The 26,854-nt window shown below is 73.3% G+C and carries 22 protein-coding genes, 1 tRNA gene and 2 pseudogenes; 7 read left to right on the forward strand and 18 right to left on the reverse strand.

Annotation, left to right across the window (positions count from 1 at the left end; all coding sequences use genetic code 11):
- Positions 1 to 77: 77 nt before the first annotated feature.
- Together RKE29_RS05875 and RKE29_RS05880 are read left to right on the forward strand one after the other, a co-directional pair.
- Positions 78 to 1,769 carry an NAD(P)/FAD-dependent oxidoreductase gene (locus RKE29_RS05875; protein ID WP_312003962.1) on the forward strand — a complete coding sequence of 564 codons (1,692 nt, stop codon included), beginning with the start codon at positions 78 to 80 and terminating at the stop codon, positions 1,767 to 1,769.
- Position 1,770: 1 nt separating this feature from the next.
- Positions 1,771 to 2,826 (forward strand): NADP-dependent oxidoreductase, encoded by a 1,056-nt coding sequence (locus RKE29_RS05880; protein WP_312003963.1) that lies wholly within the window; start codon positions 1,771 to 1,773, stop codon positions 2,824 to 2,826.
- A gap of 136 nt (positions 2,827 to 2,962) precedes the next feature.
- Here RKE29_RS05880 and RKE29_RS05885 read toward each other — a convergent pair whose 3' ends face one another.
- Complete coding sequence (locus RKE29_RS05885; RefSeq protein ID WP_312003964.1) at positions 2,963 to 5,182, reverse strand: NADP-dependent isocitrate dehydrogenase; 2,220 nt, start codon at positions 5,180 to 5,182, stop codon at positions 2,963 to 2,965.
- 679 nt (positions 5,183 to 5,861) lie between these two features.
- Here RKE29_RS05885 and RKE29_RS05890 point away from each other — a divergent pair.
- From RKE29_RS05890 to RKE29_RS05905, 4 genes are all read left to right on the forward strand, one after another.
- Positions 5,862 to 6,548, forward strand: a complete 687-nt coding sequence (locus RKE29_RS05890) for a TetR/AcrR family transcriptional regulator (protein WP_312003965.1) — start codon at positions 5,862 to 5,864, stop codon at positions 6,546 to 6,548.
- Positions 6,549 to 6,592: 44 nt separating this feature from the next.
- Positions 6,593 to 7,588 carry a diiron oxygenase gene (locus RKE29_RS05895; protein ID WP_312003966.1) on the forward strand — a complete coding sequence of 332 codons (996 nt, stop codon included), beginning with the start codon at positions 6,593 to 6,595 and terminating at the stop codon, positions 7,586 to 7,588.
- Positions 7,589 to 7,712: 124 nt separating this feature from the next.
- Positions 7,713 to 9,113 carry a dihydrolipoyl dehydrogenase gene (gene lpdA / locus RKE29_RS05900; RefSeq protein WP_312003967.1) on the forward strand — a complete coding sequence of 467 codons (1,401 nt, stop codon included), beginning with the start codon at positions 7,713 to 7,715 and terminating at the stop codon, positions 9,111 to 9,113.
- Between the two features lie 188 nt (positions 9,114 to 9,301).
- Entirely contained in the window at positions 9,302 to 9,709 is a 408-nt protein-coding gene (locus tag RKE29_RS05905; protein ID WP_312003968.1) for a tautomerase family protein, read from the forward strand.
- A 39-nt stretch (positions 9,710 to 9,748) separates the two neighbouring features.
- Here RKE29_RS05905 and RKE29_RS05910 read toward each other — a convergent pair whose 3' ends face one another.
- From RKE29_RS05910 to RKE29_RS05975, 14 genes and pseudogenes are all read right to left on the reverse strand, one after another.
- Positions 9,749 to 10,885, reverse strand: a complete 1,137-nt coding sequence (locus RKE29_RS05910) for a cation diffusion facilitator family transporter (protein ID WP_312003969.1) — start codon at positions 10,883 to 10,885, stop codon at positions 9,749 to 9,751.
- Between the two features lie 146 nt (positions 10,886 to 11,031).
- On the reverse strand, positions 11,032 to 11,427 hold the full coding sequence (locus RKE29_RS05915; RefSeq protein ID WP_312003970.1) for an NUDIX domain-containing protein: 396 nt from the start codon (positions 11,425 to 11,427) through the stop codon (positions 11,032 to 11,034).
- Positions 11,428 to 11,510: 83 nt separating this feature from the next.
- Positions 11,511 to 13,052, reverse strand: coding sequence for a carotenoid oxygenase family protein (locus tag RKE29_RS05920; RefSeq protein WP_312003971.1), 1,542 nt, complete (start codon positions 13,050 to 13,052; stop codon positions 11,511 to 11,513).
- 229 nt (positions 13,053 to 13,281) lie between these two features.
- Complete coding sequence (locus RKE29_RS05925; protein ID WP_312003972.1) at positions 13,282 to 14,112, reverse strand: calcium-binding protein; 831 nt, start codon at positions 14,110 to 14,112, stop codon at positions 13,282 to 13,284.
- Positions 14,113 to 14,567: 455 nt separating this feature from the next.
- Positions 14,568 to 15,005: pseudogene (locus RKE29_RS05930) on the reverse strand (serine hydrolase domain-containing protein); the annotation flags it as partial.
- Between the two features lie 43 nt (positions 15,006 to 15,048).
- Positions 15,049 to 16,167, reverse strand: a complete 1,119-nt coding sequence (locus RKE29_RS05935) for an ABC transporter substrate-binding protein (protein WP_312003973.1) — start codon at positions 16,165 to 16,167, stop codon at positions 15,049 to 15,051.
- Positions 16,168 to 16,279: 112 nt separating this feature from the next.
- Positions 16,280 to 16,615: pseudogene (locus RKE29_RS05940) on the reverse strand (aminoglycoside phosphotransferase); the annotation flags it as partial.
- 160 nt (positions 16,616 to 16,775) lie between these two features.
- The gene (locus tag RKE29_RS05945) at positions 16,776 to 17,891 is read right to left on the reverse strand and encodes a methyltransferase domain-containing protein (RefSeq protein WP_312003974.1); all 1,116 of its coding nucleotides are present in this window, start codon (positions 17,889 to 17,891) and stop codon (positions 16,776 to 16,778) included.
- A 68-nt stretch (positions 17,892 to 17,959) separates the two neighbouring features.
- A complete protein-coding gene (locus tag RKE29_RS05950; RefSeq protein ID WP_312003975.1) occupies positions 17,960 to 18,115 on the reverse strand; it encodes a hypothetical protein in 156 nt (51 codons plus the stop codon).
- A gap of 130 nt (positions 18,116 to 18,245) precedes the next feature.
- On the reverse strand, positions 18,246 to 19,325 hold the full coding sequence (locus tag RKE29_RS05955) for a hypothetical protein (RefSeq protein ID WP_312003976.1): 1,080 nt from the start codon (positions 19,323 to 19,325) through the stop codon (positions 18,246 to 18,248).
- A gap of 499 nt (positions 19,326 to 19,824) precedes the next feature.
- Positions 19,825 to 20,049 (reverse strand): hypothetical protein, encoded by a 225-nt coding sequence (locus RKE29_RS05960; protein ID WP_312003977.1) that lies wholly within the window; start codon positions 20,047 to 20,049, stop codon positions 19,825 to 19,827.
- Between the two features lie 113 nt (positions 20,050 to 20,162).
- Positions 20,163 to 20,360 (reverse strand): hypothetical protein, encoded by a 198-nt coding sequence (locus RKE29_RS05965; protein ID WP_312003978.1) that lies wholly within the window; start codon positions 20,358 to 20,360, stop codon positions 20,163 to 20,165.
- A gap of 19 nt (positions 20,361 to 20,379) precedes the next feature.
- Positions 20,380 to 20,517 (reverse strand): hypothetical protein, encoded by a 138-nt coding sequence (locus RKE29_RS05970; RefSeq protein WP_312003979.1) that lies wholly within the window; start codon positions 20,515 to 20,517, stop codon positions 20,380 to 20,382.
- 938 nt (positions 20,518 to 21,455) lie between these two features.
- Entirely contained in the window at positions 21,456 to 21,647 is a 192-nt protein-coding gene (locus RKE29_RS05975; protein WP_312003980.1) for a hypothetical protein, read from the reverse strand.
- A 138-nt stretch (positions 21,648 to 21,785) separates the two neighbouring features.
- On the opposite strand from RKE29_RS05975, the gene RKE29_RS05980 reads away from it, so the two are divergent.
- On the forward strand, positions 21,786 to 23,039 hold the full coding sequence (locus tag RKE29_RS05980; RefSeq protein WP_312003981.1) for a helix-turn-helix transcriptional regulator: 1,254 nt from the start codon (positions 21,786 to 21,788) through the stop codon (positions 23,037 to 23,039).
- A 240-nt stretch (positions 23,040 to 23,279) separates the two neighbouring features.
- On the opposite strand, the gene RKE29_RS05985 is transcribed toward RKE29_RS05980, so the two are convergent.
- From RKE29_RS05985 to RKE29_RS05995, 3 genes are all read right to left on the reverse strand, one after another.
- Positions 23,280 to 23,366: transfer RNA gene (locus RKE29_RS05985), tRNA-Leu, on the reverse strand.
- A 251-nt stretch (positions 23,367 to 23,617) separates the two neighbouring features.
- A complete protein-coding gene (locus RKE29_RS05990; RefSeq protein WP_312003982.1) occupies positions 23,618 to 25,162 on the reverse strand; it encodes an aldehyde dehydrogenase family protein in 1,545 nt (514 codons plus the stop codon).
- A gap of 383 nt (positions 25,163 to 25,545) precedes the next feature.
- Positions 25,546 to 26,595, reverse strand: coding sequence for a type VII secretion protein (locus RKE29_RS05995; RefSeq protein WP_312003983.1), 1,050 nt, complete (start codon positions 26,593 to 26,595; stop codon positions 25,546 to 25,548).
- Positions 26,596 to 26,854: the final 259 nt, after the last annotated feature.

Below are 26,854 nucleotides of genomic sequence, written 5' to 3' on the forward strand. Positions count from 1 at the left end.
GGCCTGCGCAGCCACCACACCACGAGACGGAAAGAGGCGACCGGGTCATGCCTGGGACACGGCACGACAGGAAAACCATGATCATCATCGGTGGCGGCCTCGGCGGCCTGTCCACCGGCGTCTACGCGCAGCTCAACGGCTACCACACGCGGATATTCGAGATGCACGAGATCCCCGGCGGCTGCTGCACCGCGTGGGACAAGGGCGACTTCACCTTCGACTGCTGCGTCAGCTGGCTGCTGGGCAACGGGCCGGGCAACGAGATGCACCAGATATGGCTGGAGCTCGGCGCGCTCCAGGGCAAGCAGATGCGGCACTTCGACGTGTTCAACATCGTGCGCGGACGCGACGGCCGCGCGGTCTACTTCTACTCCGACCCCGACCGGCTCCAGGCCCACCTGACGGAGCTGTCCCCCGCCGACGCGCGGCTGATCCGCGACTTCTGCAAGGGCTTGCGCGCGTTCCGCAAGTGCCTGGCGGTGTACCCGTTCCTGAAGCCGGTCGGCCTGATGGGGCGGCGGGAGCGGTGGCGCATGCTGGCCTCGTTCCTCCCGTACGTCAACGTCATCCGCAAGTCGATGGGCTCGCTGATGACCGAGTACTCGGCGCGGTTCAAGGACCCGCTGCTGCGCGAGGCGTTCAACTTCATCCTCTACGAGAAGCACCCGAACTTCCCCGTGCTGCCGTTCTACTTCCAGCTCGCCTCGCACGCGAACCTGTCGGCGGGCGTGCCCGAGGGCGGCTCGCTGGGCCTGGCGCGGTCCATCGAGCAGCGCTACCGGCGCCTGGGCGGGGACATCACCTACAACGCCAAGGTCACCGAGGTGCTGGTGGAGGACGACCGCGCGGTGGGCGTGCGGCTGAGCGACGGGCGGGAGTTCCGCTCCGACATCGTGGTCTCCGCCTGCGACGGGCACACGACGATGACGAAGTTCCTGAAGGGCCGCTACCTGAACGACGCCTACCGGAAGCTGTACACGCGGACCATCCAGGAGCCGGGCATGGTCTTCCCCGGCTACTTCATCCTCTTCCTGGGCCTGAAGCGCGCCTTCCCCGAGGGCGACCCGTGCACCACGCACCTGCTCACCGACGCGGAGGCCGCGCGGCTGACGGGCATCCGCCACCCGAGCATCAACGTGCAGTTCCGCAGCGCGCACTACCCGGAGCTGTCACCGCGGGAGACCAGCGTCGTGTACGCCACGTACTTCTGCGACATCGGCCCGTGGCGCGCGCTGGACGAGGGCCCGGAGCAGGTCAGCCGGGTGCGCGGCGGCGAGGAGATCCACACCCTGCCGGTGCGGCACGGCCGGGAGTACTACGCCGCCAAGCGGCGGGCGCGCACGGCGCTGCTGGAGTTCCTGGAGCAGCGCTACCCGGGGCTGACCGAGTCCGTCGCCGTACGGGACGTGTCCACCCCGCTCACCCAGGTCCGCTACACGGGCAACTACGACGGCACCGTGCTGGGCTGGCAGCCGTTCGTGGAGAGCGGCGAGACGCTGGAGGAGCTGGTCAAGAAGCACGGGCCGGGCCTGCCGGGCCTGGCGAACTTCTACATGTCCGGGGTGTGGGCGACCACCGGCGGGCTGATCCGGGCGGCGGCCGCGGGCCGGCACGTCATGCAGTTCGTCTGCCGCGACGACGGCCGCGAGTTCACCGCGAGCGTCGACGACACCAAGCCCGCGCCCACCCACGTGGTCGTGCCCGTCGGGGCGCGGCCGGCCGCCGCGGCGCGCGAGCCGCGCGGCGCCTCACTGTCACAGGGAGTCTGACATGCGGATCGAGAAGTGGGTCGTACGCGAGCACGCCGAAGGCGTCCCCGACGTGCGGCGCGTGTACGAGAAGGTCGTCGAGGAGGTGGACGTCGACCTGAAGGACGACCAGATGCTGCTGAAGACGCGGTACATCTCCGTCGACCCGTACCTCCAGGGCATCTGCCTGGACACGCCGCTGGGCGATCACATGGGCGCCGACGCGGTCATGGAGGTGCTCCAGGCCGGGCCGCGGGCCGCCTTCCGGCCCGGTGACCTGGTACAGGGCTTCGGCGGCTGGCGCAGCCACGTCGTCAGCGACGGCGCGCCCGCGCTGTGGCAGACCGGCACGTTCCCCATGGTGTTCCCCGCCTACCGCAAACTGGACCCGGCGGACCACGACGACGCGCTGCCGCTGTCCACGGCGCTGAGCGTGCTGGGCGGGCCGGGCATGACCGCGTGGGGCACGCTGACGAAGTTCATGACCGTCCGGCCGGGCGACACGGTGGTGATCAGCGGCGCGTCGGGCGCGATCGGGACGCTGGTCGGCCAGCTCGCCAAGCGGGCGGGCGCGCGCGTGGTGGGCACCACCGGCTCGCCGGAGAAGGCCGCGTACCTCACCGGCCTCGGCTTCGACGCGGTGGTGGACTACCGGCAGGGCGACGGCGAGGAGAAGGTCCGCGAGGCGCTGCGGCAGGCCGCGCCGGACGGCGTCGACAAGTACTTCGACAGCCTCGGCGGCACCCTCACCGACGTGGTGTTCTCGATGCTGAACGTGGGCAGCCAGGTGGCGGTGTGCTGGCAGTGGGCCACGCAGGTCGCGGGCGACTTCGTCGGTCCGCGGCTGCTGCCGTACATCATGTTCCCGCGCGCCACCATCCGCGGCATCTTCGCTATCGAGTGGTTCAGCGAGGAGAACTGGAAGGCGCTGCGCGACGAGCTGGGCGGCCTGGTCCGCGACGGGGAGATCACCTACGACCAGACCGTGTGGAAGGGCTTCGACAGCATCCCGGACGCGTACCAGAGCCTGTACACCGACCGGGCGGCCAACCGGGGCAAGGTCCTGGTGGAGCTGTAGCCGCCGGCTCGGGGCCGCCCGTCCGGCCCCGGGTCCCGCGCTCGCGCCCTGCGCGGACGCGGGGCCGCCCCGGCCGGGTGCGGCGCCGGCCGGGGCGGTCCGGGGTGCGGGCGGCGCCGGTCCGCCCGCGCGGGCGTCAGCCGAGGGTGGCCAGGGCCTGGTTGAGGGTCTGCGACGGGCGCATGACGGCGGCGGCCTTGGCCGGGTCGGGCCGGTAGTAGCCGCCGATGTCGGCCGGCGAGCCCTGCACGGCCAGCAGCTCGTCGACGATCGTGCCCTCCTGCTCGGTCAGCGTCTTGGCCAGCGGCGCGAACGCCTCGGCGAGCTGCGGGTCGTCGGTCTGCCGGGCCAGCTCCTGCGCCCAGTACAGGGCCAGGTAGAAGTGGCTGCCGCGGTTGTCGATGCCGCCGAGGCGGCGGCTGGGCGACTTGTCCTCGTTCAGGAACGTGCCGGTGGCGCGGTCGAGGGTGTCGGCCAGCACCTTGGCGCGCGCGTTGCCGGTGGTCTGCGCGAACTGCTCGAAGCTGACCGCCAGCGCCAGGAACTCGCCCAGGCTGTCCCAGCGCAGGTAGTTCTCCTTGACCAGCTGCTGGACGTGCTTGGGCGCGGAGCCGCCGGCGCCGGTCTCGAACAGCCCGCCGCCGTTGATGAGCGGCACGACCGACAGCATCTTGGCGCTGGTGCCCAGCTCCAGGATCGGGAACAGGTCGGTCAGGTAGTCGCGCAGCACGTTGCCGGTGACCGAGATGGTGTTCTCGCCGCGGCGGATGCGCTCCAGGGACACCGTGATGGCGTCCACCGGCGCCTTGATGTCCAGGGACAGCCCCTCGGTGTCGTGCTCGGGCAGGTACGCCCGGACCTTCGCGATGAGGTTGGCGTCGTGCGCCCGGGTCTCGTCCAGCCAGAACACGGCCGGGTCGCCGGTCGCGCGGGCGCGGGTGACGGCGAGCTTGACCCAGTCGCGGATCGCCACGTCCTTGGTCTGGCACATGCGCCAGATGTCGCCGGCGCTCACCACGTGCTCCAGCACGGCCTCGCCGCGGCCGTCGAGCACCCGCACCGTGCCGGTGACGGGGATCTCGAAGGTCTTGTCGTGGCTGCCGTACTCCTCGGCGGCCTTGGCCATCAGGCCGACGTTGGGCACCGAGCCCATCGTCGCGGGGTCGAGCGCGCCGTGCGAGCGGCAGTCGTCGATGACGGCCTGGTAGATGCCCGCGTAGCTGCTGTCCGGGATGACCGCGAGGGTGTCGGCCTCCTGGCCGTCCGGGCCCCACATGTGGCCGGAGGTGCGGATCATGGCCGGCATGGAGGCGTCCACGATGACGTCGCTGGGCACGTGCAGGTTGGTGATGCCCCGGTCGGAGTCGACCATCGCCAGCCGCGGGCCCTCGGCCAGCTCGGCCTCGAAGGACGCCGCGATCTCCACGCCCTCGGGCAGCGCCGAAAGGCCCTTGAGGATGCCGCCGAGGCCGTCGTTCGGGGTCAGGCCGGCCGCGGCGAGCGCCTCGCCGTGCGCGGCGAAGGTCTTGGGGAAGAAGGCCCGTACCACGTGCCCGAAGATGATCGGGTCGGACACCTTCATCATCGTCGCCTTCAGGTGCACCGAGAACAGCACGCCCTCGGCCTGGGCGCGGGCGACCTGCGCGGCCAGGAACTCGCGCAGCGCCGCCACCCGCATCACCGACGCGTCGACGACCTCGCCGGCCAGCACCGGCACCGACTCGCGCAGCACGGTGGTGGTCCCGTCGTCCCCGGCCAGCTCGATGCGCAGCGCGCCGTCCTCGGCGATGACGGCGGACTTCTCGGTGGAGCGGAAGTCGTCGGCGGTCATGTGGACGACGTTGGTCTTCGACTCCGGCGACCAGGCGCCCATGCGGTGCGGGTGCGACCGGGCGTAGTTCTTCACCGACGCGGGGGCGCGCCGGTCGGAGTTGCCCTCGCGCAGGACCGGGTTGACGGCGCTGCCCTTGACCTTGTCGTAGCGGGCGCGGATGTCCCGCTCCTCGTCGGTCTTGGGGTCGTCCGGGTAGTCCGGCAGCGCGTAGCCCTTGTCCCGCAGCTCGGCGACCGCGGCCTTCAGCTGCGGGATGGAGGCCGAGATGTTCGGCAGCTTGATGATGTTGGCTCCGGGCGTCTTCGCCAGCTCGCCCAGCTCGGCGAGCGCGTCATCGATGCGCTGGTCCTCCCGCAGGCGCTCGGGGAAGGCGGCGATGATCCGCCCGGCCAGGGAGATGTCGCGGGTCTCCACGGCCACCCCGGCCGCGGAGGCGTAGGCCTCGACCACGGGCAGGAGGGAATACGTCGCCAGGGCCGGGGCCTCGTCGGTGTGCGTGTAGATGATGGTCGAGTCAGTCACCGGGTGCTCCGCTCCACGTCTGCAACATTGCTCGACATCAAGATATCTCGTGGCGGGGTGCGGGCGGGGCACGGGGCGGGGGACGCCTGCGCACGGCCACCCGGAGGCGTCCGAGGAGTGGACACCGCCCGTTCCGCCGCTTCCGCGCGGGCGCGCGCACGGCTGCCGGGGACGCGCGCGGCGCGGAGGCCCGCCCGCGCCAGGGGCCCGCCCGCCTTCCGGCCCGTACGGTCCGGAAGCCGCCTCCGTCCGGCCGCTTCCGGGCCGTACGGCTCCACCGGCCGCGCGGACGCCGGGCCCGCCCCGCCGGGCGCGGCTCGGGACGACCGGACGCCCGGCGCGTCGATGCGGGTCAGCAGCCGGCGCGGCCGGGCCGACGCGCGCGACACCGGATCCGGGCGGTGCGGGCCCGCGTCGGTGCCGGGTCCGGGCAGCATCCGGACGTCCTCGGGCGGCACCCGCACCGCGCAGGCCGGGCAGGTGCCGTCCGGGCCCAGGCGGGTGCCGCAGGGTTCGTGGCGGAAGACCACCCGGAGCCGGCCGTCGGAGGCGTGACCTCACCCCTGGTCGGTTCGACCGGTGAACCGCGGCGCCGCGGGCCGGCCCTCACGGCCGGATGTGACGGGCGGCACATACAAGCAGGCTTGCTTGCTTGTTGCCGCGCTCCTACCGTCGGGGCGTGTCAGTCAGCAGGCGCCGCCGCCACTCGCGCGGGTACAGCGACAGCCGCCGCACCCAGGACGAGCGGCGCTCGCGCACCCGGGCGCGGCTGCTCGACGCCACCATGGAGTGCCTGGTCGAGCTGGGCTGGTCGGGCACCTCGACCACCGAGGTGGCCCGCCGCGCGGGCGTCTCCCGCGGGGCGCAGCAGCACCACTACCCCACCAAGATGGCGCTGGTCGCCGCCGCCCTGGAGCACCTGCTGGCGGCCCAGCGGCTGGCGTACGAGACGGCGTTCGCGGTGCTGCCCCCCGAGCGGCACAACGTCGAGGGCGCGCTCGACCTGCTCTGGGAGGTCTTCCGCGGGCGCCCCGCCAAGGCCCTGCTGGAGCTGGCCATGGCGGCCCGCACCGACGAGGAGCTGCGGGAGCTGTGCCGGGACCTCGACGGGCGGATCCTCGACGCCATCCTGGACACCTTCGACCGGCTGTTCCCGCAGAACGCGCTGCCGGAGGACTTCGCGCCCGTCGTACTGCGCAGCCTGTACGCCACGTTCGTCGGCCTGTCGGTGCAGAACGCGCTGGACGACGACGCCCACGGCCACCAGCGGGCGGTCCTACAGATGATCAAGGACATCGCCCGTCTGATCATTCCCGACCCCGGACCCGCCGCCCCGCCCCGCGGACCCGACGGCGGCCTCCACTGAGCCGACCGCGGTCTCCCGCGCGTGACCACAAGGAAGTGCCCGACATGCCGAAAGCACCCACCGAACTCGCCGAAGAACTGCGCGCGCAGGTCACCGACCGCGCGGCCTACCTGAGCGTCATCGACCGCCTCAACAAGGCGTCGGTGGACAAGCACTGGGAGGCGTACGCCGACATCCCCTGGGACGACCCCGACCTCCAGGTCGACCCGGACGACCCGCGCTGGGTCCTGCCGCCGTTCGACCGGCTGGGCGAGACCGAGTGGTACAAGGCCCAGCCCGCCGGGGTCCAGACGCGGATCGGGCTGTGGCGCGTGGCCACCGCGATGAAGATCGGCCTCCAGTTCGAGAACCTGCTCAAGCGCGGCCTGCTCAACTACGCCTACCGGCTGCCCAACGGCCGCCCGGAGTTCCGGTACGTCTACCACGAGACGACCGAGGAATGCCATCACGGGATGATGTTCCAGGAGTTCGTCAACCGCACCGGGCTGCCGATACGCGGCATGCCCCGCGCGCTCAGCGCGATCGCCCAGCTTGCGCCGCTGATCCCGCTGGTCAACACCGAGCTGTTCTTCGTCTTCGTGCTCGGCGGCGAGGACCCCATCGACTACGTGCAGCGCAAGTCCCTCAAGGGCGGGCACATCAAGCACCCCCTTGAAGAAACGATCATGCGCATCCACATCGCCGAGGAGGCCCGGCACATCTCCTTCGCCCGCCACTACCTCAAGCACCGGGTGCCGCGGATGCCCGCCCTGCGGCGCCGGATCCTGGGCCTGACCACCCCGGTCGTCCTCGGCGTGATGGCCCGCATCATGCTCTCCCCGCCCGGTCCGATGGTGCGCTACTTCGACATCCCCGACGAGGTCGTGAAGAAGGCGTACGAGTGCCAGGCGGCCCGGGACGAGATCCGCGCCTCGGTCGGCAAGATCCGCGACCTGATGGGCGAGCTGGGACTGCTCACCCCGGCGAGCAGGCGGGTGTGGAAGGCGATGGGCATCTGGGACACGCCCCGCGTCCGCGGCGCCGCCGCCAAGGCGGCCTGAACCCGGTGGACCTTCGGGGCCACCGCGGGCCGGCGGGCCGCACGCCCGCCGGCCCGCGGTGAACCGCGCCGGGCCGCACCGGTCGGGACCGGGCCGACCAGGCCGGTTTGGTAGCCTGCCCGCCATGAGCGCGCACTATGACGTCGTCGTACTGGGCGCGGGGCCCGGCGGTTATGTCGCCGCGATCCGGGCCGCCCAGCTCGGGCTGACCACCGCGATCGTCGAAGAACGCTACTGGGGCGGGGTCTGCCTGAACGTGGGGTGCATCCCCTCCAAGGCCCTGCTGCGCAACGCGGAGCTGGCGCACCTGGTCACCCACGAGGCGAAGGCGTACGGCCTGGTCTTCGACGGCCCGGTGACGGCCGACTACTCCGTGGCCTACCAGCGCAGCCGGCAGGTCGCGGACGGCCGCGCCAAGGGCGTCCACTACCTGATGAAGAAGAACCGCATCCAGCAGTTCGAGGGCCGCGGCTCCTTCACCGACGACCACACGCTCCAGGTGACCCGGGCGGACGGCACCGCAGAGACGGTGACCTTCGGACACTGCGTCATCGCCACGGGCGCCACGCCGCGCCTGCTGCCGGGCACGTCGCTGTCCGACCGGGTGGTCACCTACGAGAGCCAGATCCTCAGCGACAGCCTGCCGGAGAGCATCGTCATCGCCGGCGCGGGCGCCATCGGCGTGGAGTTCGCCTACGTGCTGCGCTCCTACGGGGTCGCGGTCACCATCGTGGAGTTCCTGGACCGCCTCGTGCCGCTGGAGGACGAGGAGGTGTCCAAGGAGCTGGCGCGGCAGTACCGCCGCCTGGGCGTCGACGTGCTCACCTCGACCCGGGTGGAGGGCATCGACGACTCCGGCGAGAAGGTGCGCGTCACCGTCTCCGGCGGCGGCCGCACCCGGGTGCTGGAGGCCGACAAGGTCCTTCAGGCCATCGGCTTCGGCCCGAACACCGAGGGCTACGGGCTGGAGCGCACCGGCGTGCGGCTCACCGAGCGCGGCGCGATCGGGACCGACGCCCGCGGCCGTACGAACGTCCCCCACGTCTTCGCCATCGGCGACGTCACGGCCCGGCTCATGCTCGCCCACGCGGCCGAGGCCATGGGTGTCGTCGCCGCGGAGACGATCGCGGGCGCGGAGACCATGGAGCTGGACTTCACCATGATCCCGCGGGCGACCTACTGCCAGCCGCAGATCGCCAGCTTCGGCTGGACCGAGGCGCAGGCCCGGGAGCGGGGATTCGACGTGCGGGTGGCCAAGTTCCCGTTCACCGCGAACGGGAAGGCGCACGGCATCGGCAGCCCGGCCGGCTTCGTGAAGATCCTCAGCGACGCCACGCACGGGGAGATCCTCGGCGCGCACCTCATCGGCCCGGACGTCACCGAGCTGCTGCCGGAGCTGACGCTGGCCCAGCAGTGGGACCTGACCGTGACGGAGGTCGCCCGCAACGTGCACGCGCACCCCACGCTCGGGGAAGCGGTGAAGGAAGCGGTCCACGGCCTGGCCGGCCACATGATCAACTTCTGACGCGCGGCGCGTCCCGCCCGGCTCCCTGTCCGCCCGGCTCCCGGCGCCCCGCGGGACGTGCGAGGACGAACGCGTCCCGCGGCCCGTACCCCTGCCGGGGCCGGCGCGGCGGGCGGTGGCACGGCCGGCGCTATGATCGGCGACCGTCGGCCACCGCGCCGGGTCCCCGACGGAAAGCGAGCGTATCCGTGCCTCTCGTCCGCATCGACCTGTCCGCCACCCGTCCGCCCGCCGCCCGCCGCGCCATCGCCGACGGCGTGCACCGGGCCCTGGTCGACGCCGTCGGCGTCCCGGCCGGGGACCGCTTCCAGATCGTCACGCCGCACGACCCGGAAGAGATGTTCTTCGATCCGAGCTACCTCGGCGTGGCCCGCGAGGACGTCGTCTGCGTCCAGGTCCTCCTGCGCGCGGGCCGGCCGGAGGAGGTCAAGCGCGGCCTGTACCGGCGTCTGGCGGACGAACTGGCCGAGGCCGGGGTGCGGCCCGAGGACGTGTTCGTCACGCTGTCCGAGAACTCCAGCGACGACTGGTCGATGGGCAACGGCCTGGCGCAGCTGGCCGACCAGGCCGCGGCCGCGGCGCGCTCCGGTACCTGAGGAGGCGGCGCCCAGTCGGCGCTTGGCCGCGCCCGCCGCTCAGGCCGCGGCGTGGTGGGCGAGGGCGGCGTGCGGGTCCCCGCCGTGCGGGGTGTGGTCGGTGTGCACGGTCGCCGCGGTCAGCCGGGGCACGGCGTGGATCAGGGCGTGCTCGGCGGCGACGGCCAGCTCGTGGGCGGCGACCACGGTCAGGTGCGGGTCGACGACGATGTCCGCCTCCGCGCGCAGCGCGTGCCCGATCCAGCGCATCCGCACCTGGCCCACGCCGCGCACCCCCGGCACGCCGCGCAGCGCCGCCTCGGCGGTGTCGACCAGCCCGGGCTCGACGCAGTCCATCAGCCGCCGGCCGACCTCGCGGACGGCCTCGGCGAGGACCGCCAGGATCGCCAGCGTGATCAGCAGGCCGACCGCCGGGTCCGCCCAGCGCCAGCCCGCGGCGGATCCGGCCACGCCCAGGAGGACGGCCAGGGAGGTGAAGCCGTCCGTACGGGCGTGCAGGCCGTCGGCGACCAGCGCGGCCGAACCGATCCTGCGGCCGGTGCGGATGCGGTGGCGCGCGACCCACTCGTTGCCGGCGAAACCGGTCACCGCGGCGGCGGCCACCGCCCACGGGTGGGTGACCTCGCGGGGGTCGAGCAGCCGGTCCACGGCCTCGTACCCGGCGAACGCGCAGGAGGCGGCGACGGTCAGCACGACCGCCACCCCGGCCAGGTCCTCGGCCCGCCCGTACCCGTAGGTGAAGCGCCGGTTCGCCGCGCGCCGGCCCAGGACGAACGCGATGCCCAGGGGCACGGCGGTCAGGGCGTCGGCGGCGTTGTGGACGGTGTCCCCGAGCAGCGCGACCGACCCCGACAGTGCCACGACCACCGCCTGGACCACGGTGGTCGCCCCCAGGACGGCCAGCGACAGCCACAGGGCGCGCATGCCCTCCCGGGAGGTCTCCAGCGCGGAGTCGGTCCGGTCCACGGTGCTGTGGCTGTGCGGGGTGACCAGGTGCGCGAGCCGGTGCCGCAGCCGGGAGCGGCGCGTGTCCCCGTGCCTGCGGTCGTGGCCGTGGCCGGTGTCGTGGCCGTGCTGGTGGCCGTGGCCGTGGCCGTGCTGGTGGCCGTACGGGCGGGCGGCGGGCTCGGGGCTCTCGGAGTGCCCTGCCGCGTGCGGGTGCTGATGGGCGTCCATGCCGCCTACCGTGGCACACGAAACCGCTTGCGGCCATCGCCGTCCTACACGCTCTGACCAGGTGCGATACGGTCGCAGCCGCACTCTCGGCGCGGCTGCGACCGTACCGGCCGGAGCCGGCCGGACGGGACGGTCGCGCCCGGCGGTCAGGCCAGGTGCCCGGCGGACTTCAGATCGTCGAAGAGCAGTTGGTCGACGGGCGGGACCAGGGGGCGGTCGGCGTACGAGAACCAGGCCACCTCCTCGATCTCGCCGCTGACGGCGAGCCGGCCCCGGTAGTCCCCGGTGTAGCAGCTCATGCGCACCACGGCGCCGTCCGGCAGGCCGGGCCCGCCGGACTCGTAGGTGCCCACGTGCGCGACGGTGTCCGGCAGGATGCGCACCGCCAGCTCTTCCTCGATCTCGCGCAGCAGCGTCTGGAGGTCGCTCTCGGCGCCCTCCCGCTTGCCGCCCGGGATGTAGAACACGTCCTTGCCCCGGGGGCGCGCGCAGAGGATCCGGCCGCCCTCGACGCGCACCCAGGCCACGGTGTCGATCAGCACCCGGCGCCGTCCCCTCCGTGCTCTCAAGCCTTGCCTGTCGGTCCGGGGAGCCTACCGGGTCGCCGCCGGCGGGCGGTGGCCGGTCAGGCGTCCGCGACCCAGCTGCCGTGGAAGCCGAGGGGGACCCGGCCGGGCAGGTGCACGCGGGCGACCGGTGCGCCGGTGAAGTCCTGCGCGGCGAGGATCACCAGGTCGCCCGAGCCGCGCTCGGGGTTGTGCGCGTAGGCGAGCGCGTAGCCGTCGTCCTCGGCCGCCGCGCGCCCCGCGTCCCGCGCGCCGCACGCGGGGACGAACACCGCCTCGCCCGCGGCCGCGCCCTTCGGCAGCCGGTGCACCGCGGTGGTGCCCCGCAGCAGGTCGTGCTTGACGAGGGCGTTGCCGAAGGCGCGGTCCGGCGGGACGCCGTCGGCGGTCAGGTACGCCCGCCACATCTCGGCGGCCGACGCCGCGTACCCGTACCGGTGCCGCCGGGAGACCCGCTGCTCGTTGACGCGCGGGAACTCCTGCGGCCGGTCGTCGAGCCGCCGGGCGTGCACCCGGCCGCGCGCCAGGTCGACCGTCCACCGGTCCAGCGCGGGCGTGCCGGTGGCCGTCGGCCCGCCGGTGCCCCGGCCCTCCGGGTGGAAGGGCGCCGGCATGGTGGTGAGGTCCACGACGACCGAGGAGCCCTCGTCGTAGGCGTTGAGGGTGTGGGAGGAGAAGACCGGCGGCGCCTCGAACCAGCGGACCGCCCCGCCGGCCCGCGGCAGCACGCCGACCCGCGCGGGGTGCCGGTCGTTCCAGGTGTACGGCACGAGCGCGCCCGCCGCGGCCGCCTCGGGGTCGAAGGTGACGGGCACGTCGAAGACGACCACGTGCTTCTCGGTGAGCGCGAAGTCGTGCATCATCGGGCTGCCCGCCACCGGTACCCGCGTCGTGCGGGCGACGCGCCCGGTGCGGTCCACGACGAGGTGGCGCACGTGGTCCCAGGTGGGGAAGTAGGTGACGGCGTGCAGTTCGTCGGCGCGGGCGTCGTACTTGGTGTGGGCGGTGTACGCGCCCTCCAGCGTGCCGCGGAAGTCGTACGGGCCGACGGTGTCCAGCTCGCCGTCCAGCTCGTACGGCAGCGGCCCGCTCTCCTGGAGCGCCAGGATCCGGCCGCGGTGCCCGATCACGTGGGTGTTGCAGGCGAAGTCGTTCTCCGGCACCGGCCCGGGGTACGGCTCGCCGAGCTTCCGGGCCACGCCGGCCGAGCGGACCCACCGGTTGCGGTACCACTCGGCGCGGCCCTCGCGCAGCCGCACCCCGTGCACCATGCCGTCGCCGAGCATCCAGTGGTGGGCCCGCGGGTCCTCCAGGCCGAGCACGTTCGGGCCGGTCCGCAGGTAGCGGCCGTTCAGCTCGCGGGGTATGCGGCCGGTGACGGGCAGGTCGAAGGCCGTCACCTCCTCGGTCACGGGCGCGAAGGCACCCCGCAGGAAGGGCCGCGCGTCGCGGCCCGCCGAGCCCGCGGCGACGGCGGCGGCCGGGGCCGTGCGGCCTGACGGCCCGCCCGGCCGCCGCCCGCCGGTGTGGGCGGCGGCGAGCCCTCCGGCGGCCGTGAGCGCGGTGCCGCGCAGGACAGTGCGTCGAGTGTGCTCGGACATGGCTGGTTTCCCGCCTTCGCTGGTCGTGGTCGCGGATCGGCGCTCACGATTCTTCGGCGGGAAACCGGGCTGGTCAGGAGGGCTGGACCCCGGCCGGGGGTGGTGCCAGCCCCCCTTTCTCGTGGCCGGGGCCTTCCGTGCCCGGGGCCTTCCGTGCCGGGCCTTCCGTGCCGGGGGGCGGGGCGCTCCGGCGGCCGGTCCCGCCGGAGCCCCGCGGAGAGGCGGGCCGTCAGTCCTGGTAGACCCGGTCGCTGCCCGGGCCGCCGGAGAGGGTGTCGCTGCCCCGGCCGCCGTGCAGCAGGTCGTCGCCGCTGTTCCCCCAGAGCTTGTCGGCGCCGTCGTCGCCGTACAGCCGGTCGTTGCCCTGGCCGCCGTAGAGGGTGTCGGCGCCGGCCCTGCCGCGCAGGGTGTCGTTGCCGGCGTCCCCATACAGGACGTTGTCGAAGCCCTCCACCTCGATGCCGCCGCCGGTGAGGGAGTCGTTTCCGGGGCCGCCGTGGCACTCGTACTGGCAGTCGGTGAGGGTGTCGTTTCCGGGGCCGCCGTAGGAGCCGAGGCCCCAGACCCCGCCGCCGCCGTCGATGCGGTCGTCCCCGTCCTCGCCGTAGAGCACGTCGGCTCCGGTGCCGAGCAGGACGTCGTCGCCGGAGCCGCCGTGGATCGCGGCGTACGCGGAGCTGTCGGCGGCGATCGTGGCGGTGTCGTCGCCGTCGCCGAGGTCGACGTCGTAGATGTCCGAGTCGTCGGAGCCCAGGGGGGCGGGGACCCTGCACTGGGCGACGGTGTGGTCGGTCGCCGAGAGGTAGCCGCACTCCTGGGCGGCGAGGGTGATGCCGACCCGGTCGCGGAAGGTCAGGATGTAGTCGTCGCCTTCGATCCTCTCGGACACCGTCAGGCGGTTCGCCTGCCCGGGTGCGGCTTTGTACCACAGCTCGCCGTCCTGGTGGCGCAGGGCGGCCGGGGCCGCGGGGGCCGCGTGGGCGGCGGGGAGGGCGAGCAGGGTCCCGGTCAGGGCGAGGGCGAGGGCGGCGGTGGCGGCGAGGGCTCTGTGCGTACGCATGCGGAAGACGGCCCCTTCGTGGAATCGGTGGCTGGTCAGGCCCGGTGGCGGGGCGCTGGTGACAGTCGCCGCCGCCGCGGCCGGCGGCCGGGATGGCGAGGCCGGAGCTGTGCGCGGGCGGTCGGTGGTGTCCGGTCACCTGTTGGACACGGGACCGGCGGCGAGGGTTGCACCGGAAACCGGCCAGGTCCCGCCGTTCCGCGCGGACACCGTGGGCCGGGCGCCCGGGACGGCCGTCGTACGGCGTCCCGGGGCCGCCGGGCCGCGGGCGAGACCGCTGAGGCCGCGCGCGGACAGGGCACGGCCGGACCCCGGCCGAGGGGCCGGGCGGCGACGGCCGCCATACGGGCACGGCCTCACGGGCACGGCCTTACGGGCACGGCGGGCGGGCAACCGCCGCGAGACACCCCGGGGCGCCCCGGGAACGCGGTCAGGCCCGCAGGCCCGTGAGCCGCCCAGCGCGGAGCCTGCCCGGCCAGCCGGGCCGTGGCGGCCGGCCAGTCGTACAGCTCCCCGACCGGCCCCTCCCAGTCGGGCAGGCCCGCGGTGTGCGCGAGCACGTGCCGGACCTGCACGCCGTCCTTGCCCGCCGCGGCGAACTCCGGCCAGTACCGGGCGACCGGCGCCGCCAGGTCCAGCTCGCCGCGGTCGGCCAGGATCAGGGCGCACAGCGCGGTCATGGTCTTGGTGACCGACCAGGAGTTGCTGATCGTGTCACGCTGCCAGGGGATCGTACGGCCCGCGTCGGCGAAGCCGCCCCAGACGTCCACCACCGGCTCGCCGTCCACGAAGACCGCCGCCGACGCCCCCGCGTCCCCGGAGTCCAGCAGCTCCGCCAGCGCGTGGGGCACCGCGGCGAACAGATCGTCGTATGTGCCCTGGATCTCGGCCATGCCCGGACTCCAGCCCCCGTCACCAGGCCGCGGTCAAAGGGTTTTAGACCGGGTGCCGCCGAAGAATCCGAAAGCGATCGGGATCCGCCGGATCCCGGTCGACGACCTGGACCGGCGCCCAGGCCCACTGCCACACGCCGATGCCCGGCGTCCGGGAGAACCGGATCCGCCCGCGGGTGCCCTCGACCGCGACGCGCGGCCAGGACGCGGCGGTGCGCGCCCGGTCCGCGCCGTGCGCACGCAGCACGTCGGCGAGGACGGCGACCGTGTCGTAGCCCTCGAAGGCGACGAAGGAGGGCGCTTCGGCCAGCCGCTCGCGCAGGGCCGCCCCGACTCGTGCGCCGAGGGGGCTGAGGCGCTCGGGCAGGTAGCGCAGGAACGGGATCGCGGCGCCGTCGCCACCCAGCGACGCCGCCCATCCGGCGAACTCCGGCTGCCCGGCCGGAGCACCGACCATGATCCCGGAGAGGCGCTGGTCACGGCGGACGGACCTGACGATCGACACCGCCGGTTCCGGGTGGCCGACCAGAAGAAGGAGGGCTGTCGCGCGCTGGCCGACGAGTTCGTCGCACACGGCCGCGGGGGCGAGGGCACGCATGTCCAGTTCGATGGCGGTGCCGCCGCGCGGCGCGAGGTGGTCCCGCAGAACGCGGGCCCCGGATGCCCAGTAGACACTCGGCTCGGCCGCTACGGCGATGCGCCTGTGGCCCGCGCCGAGGAGGAAGTCCGCGTAGATCCGCCAGCCGTGGGACTGCGCCGGGGCGAGGCGCGCGACCCACTCCGTGGGCTGTTCGGTGAGCGCGTCGAGAACCGCCGACGAGCACAGGAACGGCAGGCCGAGCACGTCGGCCCTGGCGGCGGCGGCGCGAGCGACGACGCTGTGGTACTCCCCCGCCACGGCGGCCACGCCCAGCCGGGCCCATTCGTCCACCGCCGCCGCGGCCCTCCGCGGATCGGCCGCGGTGTCCCGGACCAGCAGCTCCAGTGGCCTTCCGGCGATCCCGCCGGAGTCGTTGACGTCGGATACGGCCAGCTCAAGTCCGGCGAGCAGGTGCCGACCGGCCTCGCCCCAGCCGGGCCGGGTCAGCGGAACGAGAGCGCCGATCCGCACGGACGACCCGTCGGTCCGCTCTGCTCCGGAGGGCGGTGGTGGTGCGTTCATGCGTGGGCGTCTCCCGTGTGACGATCCGGTTGTGTCGTGCCCGGATCGTAGAGTGACGTCCTGGTCGGCTTCCCCACCGCCGTGTCTCCGCCCAGCCGAGGCCGAGATCGATTCATTTATTCGAGGTCCGGTGCTGGGACCAGCGCCGGGCGGCGTCTCGCAGGCGGGCCGTCCACGGGTCGGGGTCGGCTCCGGCGATCTCCTCCCAGAGGTTCGCGTTGGCCGCCGCGAAAGCGGTGATGCCTTCCTGCGCTGCGTATCCCCAGGCGGGGACCTTGGCGGCCCAGGCTTCCGCGGACTCCGGCGAGTGTCCGCCCACCGCCAGCAGCCAGATCGCCCGATACCCGGCGTCCAGCCACCCGGCGCCGCGCGTCGCCCAGGCCCAGTCCACCAGTCGGGCCTCGTCGCCGACGAGGACGTTGGCGTTGTTCAGGTCGGTGTGGAGCAGTCACGGGTCCGGCGTGTGCCTCGATGGCGGCCAGGGCTGGAGGGGGCAGTTCGTTGGCGTCGATGCGGATGGTGGGCATGGGGCCACCTTTCCACGAACGGGCCGAGCAGCCCCCGCCTGAGTTCGCCGCGAGCGGCGGAGGGCGGGCTGCTTCGAGACATCAGCTCACGGGTGCCAGCACGTTGGCCGGAGTGTCGAGCCAAGCTTTGTGGCCTTCCGGGTCGACGGTGAGGCCGAAGCGGTCATAGCCTGGCTTGCCCTGCTCCTCCCACCACCGGTAGGCGGCCTCGGATTCGTCCCACAGTCGGCGAGAGCCGGACTGGTAGACGGTGTTCTCGGCGGCTCCGTCCTGGAAGATCACGACGGCCCATGACCTGTCCGACAGGCCGTAGAACCACACGGGGCGGGTGCCGTCCCGCTTCCTGGCGGGGCTGTTGCGGCAGTCCCGCACCCGGAGCCCGACCGCGAAGGGCGCAGCGTCGAACAAGCCGCTGGAGAACTCTTCCTCCGTCAGTGTGGTGGTTGTCTGGTCGCTGTTGCCGATCACGTCCTGGGGCACGAGGGCGCTGTGTCCGCTCCACTTGAGACGCTGGTCACGCAGCTTCATGAACTGCGCGGGGCGGGTGAACGGCCCGGAAGCCGATGTGCCGTCCGAGGAGACGGTCAGTCGGGCCACAGCGTCCCGGTTGCTGTAGTGCGTTCCCCAGGGGGCCACGATGGCCCCACCCGGCCGAGTCTGCTCCACCCACGTGTACGGGACGGTCCGCAGGCCGGCCGTCGCGATCACGCGGTCGTACGGCGCGCCCTGCGGATGGCCCAGGAAGCCGTCTCCGGTGACCACCTCTACCGCTGCCCCGAAGCGCCGCAGCGCCGCACGGGCCGATGCCGCGACAGCCTTGTCCACCTCCATGGTGATGACGTTGTCCGCCCCCGCACGGTGAGCGAGGAGAGCCGCGTTCCAGCCGGTGCCAGTGCCGATTTCCAGCACCTTGTGACCGGGCTGTACGTCGAGATCCTTGAGCATGGAGAGCACGAGGCTGGGCATGCTGGCGGAACTGGTCGACAGTCTGCCGGGCCCGGTGCCGGTGTGATCGCCGTCGTCCCACTGGGTGACGATGGGGACATCCGCTTCCGCGTACGCGAGCCACGTCTCAGGGTCGTCGGCCCGGCTGACCGGCATGTTGCTGTTCGTGTCGAGGTCGTGGGCCCACATGAGGTCAGGCAGGAACGGCGCGCGTGGCACGGCGGTGAAGGCGGGCGCCCAGTCGGGTGTCATGGACTGGGTGCGGTCGAGGAAGCGGCCCGGCTCCGTCCGAGTGGGCCGCTTCTCATCCTGAGCTCGGCTCACTTCTTGTGCGTCCCGCCGCCGTCCGGAGTGCTGCCATCGGGGCGAGGCTCCGCGTCTTCCTCCGAGGGGGTCCAGGGCTGGCCTGGCAGCATGTCGGGCTTGGGGTCCTCGGGCTTGCCGTGGTCTCCCTCGCGCGCACTGTTCGATAACACCGAGTGTTCTCCTCTCGACTGAGGGTCCTCATAGTGGGGTGCTTACGCGGTAGAAGGAAGGGCGGCATACGAGATCCGGCCTCGGCTGGCAGGTGTGCCGGCGCACCGGGGCGGCTGCCGCCTGGGCGGCCTACACGGCCAGCTTGACCAGGAAGTCGCCGTTGGCCGTCAGGTCGTGGCCGAGGGTCACGGAGTAGCGGGGAAGCTGTTCCAGGGCCGCGGCGACCGCGAGTCGGCTCGCGGCCCGGCCCCCGCCGTCCACGCCGCCCGCCAGGCCGAACACGTCGGGGTACCGGTCCTCGGTCTTGCCGCTCATGAAGTCGTGGTCGGTCAGGCTTCGGCTGTTGTGGGTCAGGGTGGGCGGGGCGTGCGGGTCGATCCGCGGGAAGAGCAGTCCCGCAGCGTTGCCGTGCGTCGCCAGGTCCACCCCGAACCAGTCCGGGAACTGGTCGGGGAACACCTGGGCCTTCAGCTCCCGCTTGCCCTCGTCGTCCCACAGGGGCTCCCGGCGGCCGGCCAGCAGCGCCTCCGTCACCCGCGGGTCCTGGGTCGGGTGCAGTTCCTCCCCCGCCTCCAGCCGCTCGCGGACCACGTCGTACCAGCCGAACGCGTCGAGCAGCCCCAGACCGAGGGCCGCCGCCGAGGGCCAGGGCAGCACCTCCACCGCGTCGTCTCCCAGGCGGACGAACACCCTGTCGTTCGCCAGCAGGGACCAGCCGCGGCGGGTCGCCATCGCCAGGGCGGCGGTGGTCTTCCCCGCCCCCTTGGGCCCCAGCGTGAGCACCACCCGGCCGCCCAAAGCGGCGGCGGAGGCGTGCAGCACCGACCACCCCGCCCGCAACAGCACTCCGCGCACCGCTTCCCGTGCCAGGCGGGCCGCGGCGGTGGCCACCGGCCCGTCAGCGCCTCCGTAGATCGTCAGGTGCCCGGAGCGCGGCTCCGACCGGTAGGCCAGGCGCTCGCGCGGGGACACGGCGAGGATGACGCCGGTGGCGGCGTCGCGGTGCAGGAGCGTCTCCGCTCGCGCGTACGTCAGGCGGGTGTGCGCCGCGGCGGTCACGGCCGCGGCCAGGTCCTCGTAGCGCGCCGGGTGGACCTCGGCGACCACGACCGGTGCGGCGCAGACGGCTTCGGCGGAGACCTCCTCGGCCTCCCACCAGGGGCGGACGTACCGGCCGCACCAGGTGGTGACGGCTTCGGTGTTCGACATGACGGTCACGGACGCTGGGCCGGCGTGCAGACGGACGGCGTGCATCAGGAGGTGTCCCCTGCCGCCGCCCTCGACGGCACCCGGTCGGAGCACGCCCTGTACGGCGCCCCCGTCCCGGGCGGAGGGGCTAAGCGTGGGCGCGTCCGCCCGTCTCGCCCCTGCCGGGGAACCTCTGGCCCGGTGCGGCCGACGCAGCTCTACGCCTGCGTCGGCCGAACCGGGGGCTCGGGGCCCCGCCCGGCCGGAGGAGAAACGGCCGGGCGGGGCCGCGTGGGGGCGCCGACGTGTGCCTACCTTCCAGCCTCACGCGTCGGCACCCCGTGTCCCTCACCGCACTTCAGGGGTGGCGGCGCCCGCCACGCGCGCTCAGGCCAAGCGCGTCGTAAGGCGGGCAGGCAGGGGAGCCTGGGCCCGCGCTGCCCGGCTCTTCCAGCCTGTCGAGGGACGTAGGGCCCGTTCCGGCCAGGCGTTCCTCCGACACCATGCCGGAACGGGTGTCTTACGCCTCGGAGTCCGGGTCGTCTCCCCAGGCGTCTTCAGGCTCCTTGTCGGGGCGCGGCCCGTACAGGCGCTCCGGGGTGTGGTTGCGGACGTGCCGGTCCACGAGGGCCCCCTGGGTGCGCACCGGGTCCTCGTGGGAAGGTGTCGGCGGCGGGTTCGGCTCGCGCACCTGTCGCGCGATCGCGCTCTTCGCGGCTTTCACCGTGTCCTTCTTCCTGGCCATTACGCCTGTTCCTGTCCCTTGTCTGTTCGGGTTCCCCGGGGGCCCGCCCCCGCCTGAGCACCTGACGGATGCCGGGGGAAGTCATCCGAAAGGGCAGGCGGGGACGGGAGTCTTCAGCGGCCGGTAATGCGCCGCGCGGGCAGCGACTCGCCTTCCTCAAGCAGGTACGTCTGCCCGCTTTCGAGAACGAGCTTCTTGCCCTTGCGATGGCTGATCAGGTTCACGACCGTGTGCTGCCATCCGCCGATGAGAACCACGTCCTTGACCCGGACGGTGCGGGCGCTCACATCCAGGACTTCGATCCGGCGCACTCGGAATTCCTTCCGCGGGTCACGGCTCGTACGGGTCGCTGTAGATCGCGACGGCCACCAGACCGGCGAATGCGGCCAGGACGAGCAGGGCTACGGCGGCTGCCCGCGCGATACGGACCGCGTACATCAGCCGCCGCACGCCTGCCGGGCCCGACACCCCGCCGACCACCGGGAGGCAGCGACGCGGGCGACGATGGCTCCCGGCTCCCGGCCCCAGGGGCAGTCGGTGTCTCACGGCCCCGCCCCCCGTCTCCCGGCGGGCAGCTCGTCCTTCGCGGCCTCCTCGTCCGACCAACCCGAGCGTGCCTCACGGGCCCGCAGGGCCCCGGGCGGCCATTCCATCAAGGCGAGGTACCACCAGGTCGCGCCCAGCCACCACAGGTTCCGTCCTGCCGCGACCCAGGCCCACCACACCGTTCGCACCAAGCCGCGTGGCCTGTGATCCGGTGCGGCCTGTCCGAGGGGTTCCATGCCCTGCCCTGCCTCTGCTCTGCCCCGCCAGGGGGATGTCGTGTCAGGAGTCCGGGCCCGGCGCTCGACCGACCGTCGAGGGCGAGCAGCCAGGCCCGGACAGGCGGCGGTCGGCACCGCCGCTCTCCCCCGGCGCACGTGCTCTCGATCCGCGCCAGGGGAAGCCAGGGGACTTGGGGAGGTGCGGGTGCGACCGCCCGGGACGGCCGCACCCGCACCTGCTACCTCGCTCGGCGCGCCGTCCGTCCGGCGCCGAAGCGCGGTCCCCAGGACGCCCTCGTGCCGTGGCGCGCGCTGGACGACACGATCAGGCGGCCCCCGCGGCCGGGATCGTCCTCCGGCCGCCCTCCCTGCCCCGGTTCAACGGCGGCAGGGAAGCCGAGGTGTGCGCGGCGGGACGCGGGCCCCCCCGGGGGTGACCCCGGGCGACCGGCTGGCCCGCGCCCCACCCCCGTCCCCGCTGTCTGAACCCCAGGGAACGGGCCCGCCTCCCGGCTTCCACAGCCAGGCCCACGCCCAGCCCGGCGGCGGGCCAGGCTGACCGAGGAGGCAGGAGCAGGTGCCCCGCCCTGCCGATCGCAGTCCCCTTGCGGCCTGCGGGACGGGAGACGACATCGCCACCGGTCACGGCGGCGTGCCGGGCCTCTCCTTCGCCCGGCACCGCCGACAGACACAAGGCGGGAACCGCAGCGAATCACTCGGCGAGTCGTACAGCCACGTACGCCAGTCCGCCCGGATCACCAGCTGACCGCGCTCGTGGACGCGGCGCCCGGTCCGGCTGTCGACCTCGTACACCCGGATCGTCATGGCGGACATCCCTTGCCTCCTGCCTCAAGACCGCGATCGGTGTGTGACAGGCAGTCAACTCCTAGTAGTCTCGGCAGGGAAGGGGCCGCTATGTTGGCTCTCTGTTGGCCCCTGTTGGCCAGGTCTGCGCAGGGAGGGGAGAGGTTGGTGCGCCTCGGGGAGACAATCAAAGCCGCGCGAAACACGGCGAAAATGAGCCAAAGTCAGCTGGCACAAGCCCTGAACGAGGCCGCAAACTACCCAAAGGGCACAGGGCCGGTCACCCGGCACGAGGTGAGTCGCTGGGAAACCGGCAAGAGGAGGCCGCGGGACTGGTGGCGCCTCATCGAGGAAGTGCTCGATGTCGATCTGTCTGGTTACCTTGGAGGCGAACCAGACATGATGGGGTTCGAGGACGAGTCGGAGGTGGTTGGACCCGTGGAACGACGCAACTTCGTTGGGGCCAGCACGGTCGCGGGACTCGCGGTCGGCGCGCCCGCGGCAGCAGCAAAGGGGCGGCGCGTCGGGCAGGCCGATGTCGACCGGTTCCGTCAACGGATCGCGGACTTGCGCAGACTTGACGACTACAGCGGCGGAACATCTGTGTTTCCTCTGGCAGTAGCCGAGATCCAACGGATCACGGAACTGGCATCCAGCGGGTCATACACCCACGATGTTGGCCGGGGTCTGTTCAGCGCCCTTGCCGAGACGTATCAGTTCGCCTCCTGGGTCGCATTCGATGCCGGTCGCCTGAAGCAGGCCCGTACGTTGGCGATAAAGGCCGGCAACGCGGCACATCAGGCCGATGACCGGACCTTGGCAGCTACGGCACTCAGCGAGCTGTCTTACCTGACGGCTTCTTCGGACAACCCAGGAGAGGGCCCGGCAATGGCACGAGCCAGCCTGGCCAACGCTCCTTCTGACGTGCTGCCCGCCGTGCGGGTCGTGCTGGCAGACCGACTGGCGTGGGCTTATGCCCGAGTCGGTAACGAAAAGGAGGCGGCTCGCGCGCTTGGCCTTTCCGAGTTTTCCCACGACCAGCGAGACGGGAGGGCTACGGAAGAACCAGACATGGTCTACTGGATCAACCGAGACGAATCCATGATCATGGCCGGACGGTGCTGGGCCGAGCTGAACCAGTCGACCAAAGCGATCCCGGTCCTGGAGAGCCTTACGGCTCCGTACGACGAAACGCACGCGCGAGAAGTCGCCTTGTATCAGGTCTGGCTGGCAGACGCGTACCTCGACGTGGGCGATATCGAGCAGAGCACTCATTCTGCCTCTCGGGCAGTCGAGCTTTCCCAGAGCACGGCATCACTTCGCACGAACAAAATTTTGGCTGAAATGCTCAGCAGGTTCAAGCCGCACCGGAACGCCAGGAGCGTTCGAGAGCTACTGGATCATTACCAGGCCGCTTCCTGACCCCCGCGCTGCCGAGATCTCCACCCCTGCCCAGGCCTTCCGCGATCAAGACCGAGGCGTCCCCACATCCGGCAGCGGCAGATGTGGGGCGTTGCTTGTCGAGCCCCCGTGCCCAACTCGACGCCTGGCAGGACCGCCCGCACCTCCAGCCCGGGGGCGCCGCTGGGATGAGCCCCGCCCCGCAGGAGCGATCGGCACGCCCCGGCAACAGGAAAACCCCAGGTCAACTGGGGTTTTAGCTGGTGTCCGAGGGGGGACTTGAACCCCCACGCCCTTAACGGGCACTAGCACCTCAAGCTAGCGCGTCTGCCATTCCGCCACCCGGACCGGGTGTGCCGCGGTGCGCCCCGCGGCGGCGTCAACCACGATACCAAGACTCCGGGACGTCTTTCATCCGAGCGTACGAGCGTACGGGCCCCCTCGCGGGCCGCACGCGCGGGCGCCCCTGGAGGGGCCCCGATGGCTCAGGGCACCGGGGCCGCCGAGCGGCGCGTGCGGGCGTCGCTCGGCGGCCGGCCGGTGCGGCGGCTGGGGCCGGTGGGGCCGGTGGGGCCGAAGGGGCCCACGGGCCCAAGGGGTCAGGAGGGCAGTAGCTGGTAGTCGGGGAAGTTGCCCGGGACCCGCTCGTTGCCCGAGCCCTCCGTGACCGCCTTGACCAGCAGTTCGCCGCCGACGAAGGCGCCGCGCCAGGAGGCGCCGAAGCCGCCGAACAGCTCCTCGCGGTCGCCGCGGGAGCGCGGCTTGCCGTGGCCGACCTTGAAGGCGCGGATCTGGGGGGCGAGGCGGGCGAAGGCCGTGGGGTCGTCGCAGGACAGGGTCGCGACGAGGGCGCCGTTGCTGGCGTTCATCGCGGCCAGCAGCTCGGCCTCGGTGTCGACCAGGACGATCGTGTCGACCGGGCCGAACGGCTCGGCGTGGTGCAGGGGCGAGGTGGAGGGCGGGGCCAGCAGGGTGACCGGGGCCAGGTACGCGGACAGGTCCTGACCGGGGATGAAGTGCCCGTCGGACAGGTCGCCGCGGTACAGCGGCACGGCGCCGCGGTCGACGGCCTCGGCGACCTGGTCGCCCAGCTCCTTGGCCTTGGCGGCGTTGATCAGCGGGCCGAAGTCCAGCTCGGGCAGCGGGTCGTCCGGGCTGGCGACGGCCAGCGGGTGGCCGACGCGTACGGACCGTACGGCCGGGAGGTAGGCGGCGAGGAAGGAGTCGAACGCCGAGCGCTGCACGACGAAGCGCGGGTAGGCGGTGCACCGCTGCTTGGCGTAGTCGAAGGTCTTGCGGATCTGGCCGCCCAGGGTGTCCCAGTCGGAGTAGTTCCACACGCCCCAGGCGTTCAGGCCCTCCTGTTCGAGGATGTGCCGCTTGCCGAGGTCGGCGACGGCGGTCGCGACGTTGGCGCCGGTGTCCCGGCCGCCGACGAAGGACACGCAGCCGATCTCCGGCGAGCGGACCAAGGCCTCGGAGAGCTGGCCGCCGCTGCCGCTGAGCAGGGTGATCGGGATGCCCTCGCGGGCGGCGAGCGCGGAGGCGAGGGTCAGGCAGGCCAGGCCGCCGTCGGTGGGCGTCTTGGCGATCACCGCGTTGCCCGCGAGCGCCTGCACGAGCATGGCGTGGGCCAGGACGCTCATCGGGTAGTTCCAGCTGGCGATGTTGCTGACCGGGCCGGACAGCGGGGTGCGGCCCTCGACCATGCGGTCGATCTCCTCGACGTACCACCGCACGCCGTCGATGGCCCGGTCGACGTCCGCCTGGGCCAGCTTCCAGGGCTTGCCGATCTCCCACACCAGCAGCAGGGACAGCAGCTGGCGGTGCTCGGTGAGCGCGTCGAGCGCGGCGGACACCCGCGCCTTGCGCTCGGCCAGCGGGATGGACCGCCACGCGCGGTGCTGGTCGAGGGAGGCGCGTACGGCCCGCTGGGCGGTCTCCGCGTCCAGCCGCGGCGGGCCCGCGATGGGGCTGCCGTCGACGGGGGAGGTGGCGGGAAGGCTGCGGCCGTCGGCCTGCCAGCTTCCGCTCCAGAGGTTGAGGACTCGGTCGTCGCGGAACGCCTCGGGCGCGACGGTCAGGCAGCGCTGCCAGGCGTCGGCCCAGGCGGTGCCGGGCTTGAGGGTGAGGGTGGGTGCCATCTAGGGACTCCGCTCTCGATGCACGCGGGGCGGGATGTGGCGCTGTTGTCGTGTAGGGCGCAAGGTAACGGCATGGTCCTTGCGGGTCCCTAAAGTCCGGGTCATCCACGGCTCGGCCGGCGCCCGCCCGCGCGCCCCCGCGAGGTGGGAAGGTGCAGGTCAGCTGAGGTCTTGGCGGACGGGTGCGGGTGGTGCGCGAAGGGAGTTCGCAACAGTGGGCCGTCCGGGTGAGTCCGCGACGGGTACGGCGGGGGCGCGGGGGCCGGGCCCGCCGCTGCCGGTCTGCCGGTCTGCCGGTCTGCCGGTCTGCCGGCGCTGGGCCAGGGCGCCGCTGCCGGTCTCCGGCGGCCGGTGTCAGGCGGTCCGGTGTCAGGGGGCCGGCGTCAGTGCCAGGTGGCCCACGGGGGCTCTCCCAGCCGCACCGCCCGGTCCAGGACCGCCGCGGCCAGGCGGCCGGAGGCGGCCCGGGTGCGCTCGCCCAGCAGCGCGGTGCGGATCGGCCCGCCCGCCGCCAGGTGCCGGTCGTAGGGGAGCGTGAGGACCGACACGCCGACCCCCGCCAGGTGCCGGGCCGCCGCGTCCAGGTCGATCGCCACGTGCGGGGTGGCGGCCGTCAGCGCGACCACGGTGCCCGGCAGCATGGGGCGCGGCACGGCGGCCATCCAGTCCAGCACCGTGCGCGTGGTGGCCACGCCCTCCAGGGTGGCGGGCGCGACCAGCACCCGGGCGTGCACGGTGTCCAGGGCGGTGCGGGCCAGCTCGCCCGGCAGCGTCTCGCAGTCGACGACGGTGACGCCGAAGTAGCGGCCCAGCGCGGTGGTCACCGTCCGGTACGCCGGGATGTCCAGCGGCGCGCCGATCCGGCCCTGGCTGCCGGGCAGCAGCCAGCCGCCTTCCCGCAGCTGCACGAGGTAGCCGGTGACCTCCGCGAACTGCATCGCGGGCGACACCACCCGGGCCAGGTCGGAGCAGGTCCAGCGGACCGACTCCGCGCCGAGCCGGACCGGCAGGGTGCCCAGCGCCGGGTCGGCCTCCAGCACGAGCACCGGGTCCGGGCGGTAGTGGGCGAAGGTGAGGTTGAGCAGGGCGGCGACGGTGGTCTTGCCCGCGCCGCCGCGGATGCTGGTCACGGCGATCTGCCGCCCGCCGGCCACCGGCTGCTGCACGGTGCGGGCGATGCGCGTGGCCTCCTCGACCTCCCGGGACGGGACCGCGCTGACCAGGCGCCGCAGGGCTCGGCCGGCCCGGCGGGCCAGGGACTCGCCGGGGCGCGGGGCGCCTCGGAGCGCGGCGACGGCCGGGTCGAGGGCGGGCGCGGGGGTGGGGGCGGGCACGTACCGGGGCCGCGGCTGGGGGCTGCGGTCGGCCGGGGGCCGCGCCGCGGGCGGGGGTGGCGGTGACACGGCGCCGTCCAGCCCCTCGCCTCGTGCCATGGTGTCCTCCCTCGGTTCGGTCCCCGGTCGGTGCGGCGGCGCGGCCGGCTGCGGTGCGGCCGACGGCGGTGCCAGGCTGAGCAGGGTGGTGCTGAGTGGTGCGGCGGTGCGGGCCGCGCGGTCAGAGCGCGTCGAGCAGGGGCCCGTACGCGCCGAGGGCCCCGGCCAGCAGCGGGAGCAGCGCGACGGCCGCGGCCCGCTCGGCCAGGTCCGCGGCCCGGCGCAGCCGGGCCCGGACGGGCTCGGGCGGCCGGGCGGC

The sequence above is a fragment of the Streptomyces sp. B1866 genome (assembly GCF_031932565.1).
GTDB lineage: Bacteria > Actinomycetota > Actinomycetes > Streptomycetales > Streptomycetaceae > Streptomyces.

What these genes read in the sequence shown, in the direction of transcription:
- RKE29_RS05955 (WP_312003976.1), bottom strand. Translation starts at nt 19,325, where the DNA reads ATGTCGAACACCGAAGCCGTCACCACCTGGTGCGGCCGGTACGTCCGC.
- RKE29_RS05945 (WP_312003974.1), bottom strand. Translation starts at nt 17,891, where the DNA reads ATGACACCCGACTGGGCGCCCGCCTTCACCGCCGTGCCACGCGCGCCG.
- RKE29_RS05990 (WP_312003982.1), bottom strand. Translation starts at nt 25,162, where the DNA reads ATGGCACCCACCCTCACCCTCAAGCCCGGCACCGCCTGGGCCGACGCC.
- RKE29_RS05995 (WP_312003983.1), bottom strand. Translation starts at nt 26,595, where the DNA reads ATGGCACGAGGCGAGGGGCTGGACGGCGCCGTGTCACCGCCACCCCCG.
- RKE29_RS05875 (WP_312003962.1), top strand. Translation starts at nt 78, where the DNA reads ATGATCATCATCGGTGGCGGCCTCGGCGGCCTGTCCACCGGCGTCTAC.
- RKE29_RS05895 (WP_312003966.1), top strand. Translation starts at nt 6,593, where the DNA reads ATGCCGAAAGCACCCACCGAACTCGCCGAAGAACTGCGCGCGCAGGTC.
- RKE29_RS05935 (WP_312003973.1), bottom strand. Translation starts at nt 16,167, where the DNA reads ATGAACGCACCACCACCGCCCTCCGGAGCAGAGCGGACCGACGGGTCG.
- RKE29_RS05910 (WP_312003969.1), bottom strand. Translation starts at nt 10,885, where the DNA reads ATGGACGCCCATCAGCACCCGCACGCGGCAGGGCACTCCGAGAGCCCC.
- RKE29_RS05975 (WP_312003980.1), bottom strand. Translation starts at nt 21,647, where the DNA reads ATGTCCGCCATGACGATCCGGGTGTACGAGGTCGACAGCCGGACCGGG.
- RKE29_RS05920 (WP_312003971.1), bottom strand. Translation starts at nt 13,052, where the DNA reads ATGTCCGAGCACACTCGACGCACTGTCCTGCGCGGCACCGCGCTCACG.
- RKE29_RS05880 (WP_312003963.1), top strand. Translation starts at nt 1,771, where the DNA reads ATGCGGATCGAGAAGTGGGTCGTACGCGAGCACGCCGAAGGCGTCCCC.
- lpdA (WP_312003967.1), top strand. Translation starts at nt 7,713, where the DNA reads ATGAGCGCGCACTATGACGTCGTCGTACTGGGCGCGGGGCCCGGCGGT.
- RKE29_RS05925 (WP_312003972.1), bottom strand. Translation starts at nt 14,112, where the DNA reads ATGCGTACGCACAGAGCCCTCGCCGCCACCGCCGCCCTCGCCCTCGCC.
- RKE29_RS05960 (WP_312003977.1), bottom strand. Translation starts at nt 20,049, where the DNA reads ATGGCCAGGAAGAAGGACACGGTGAAAGCCGCGAAGAGCGCGATCGCG.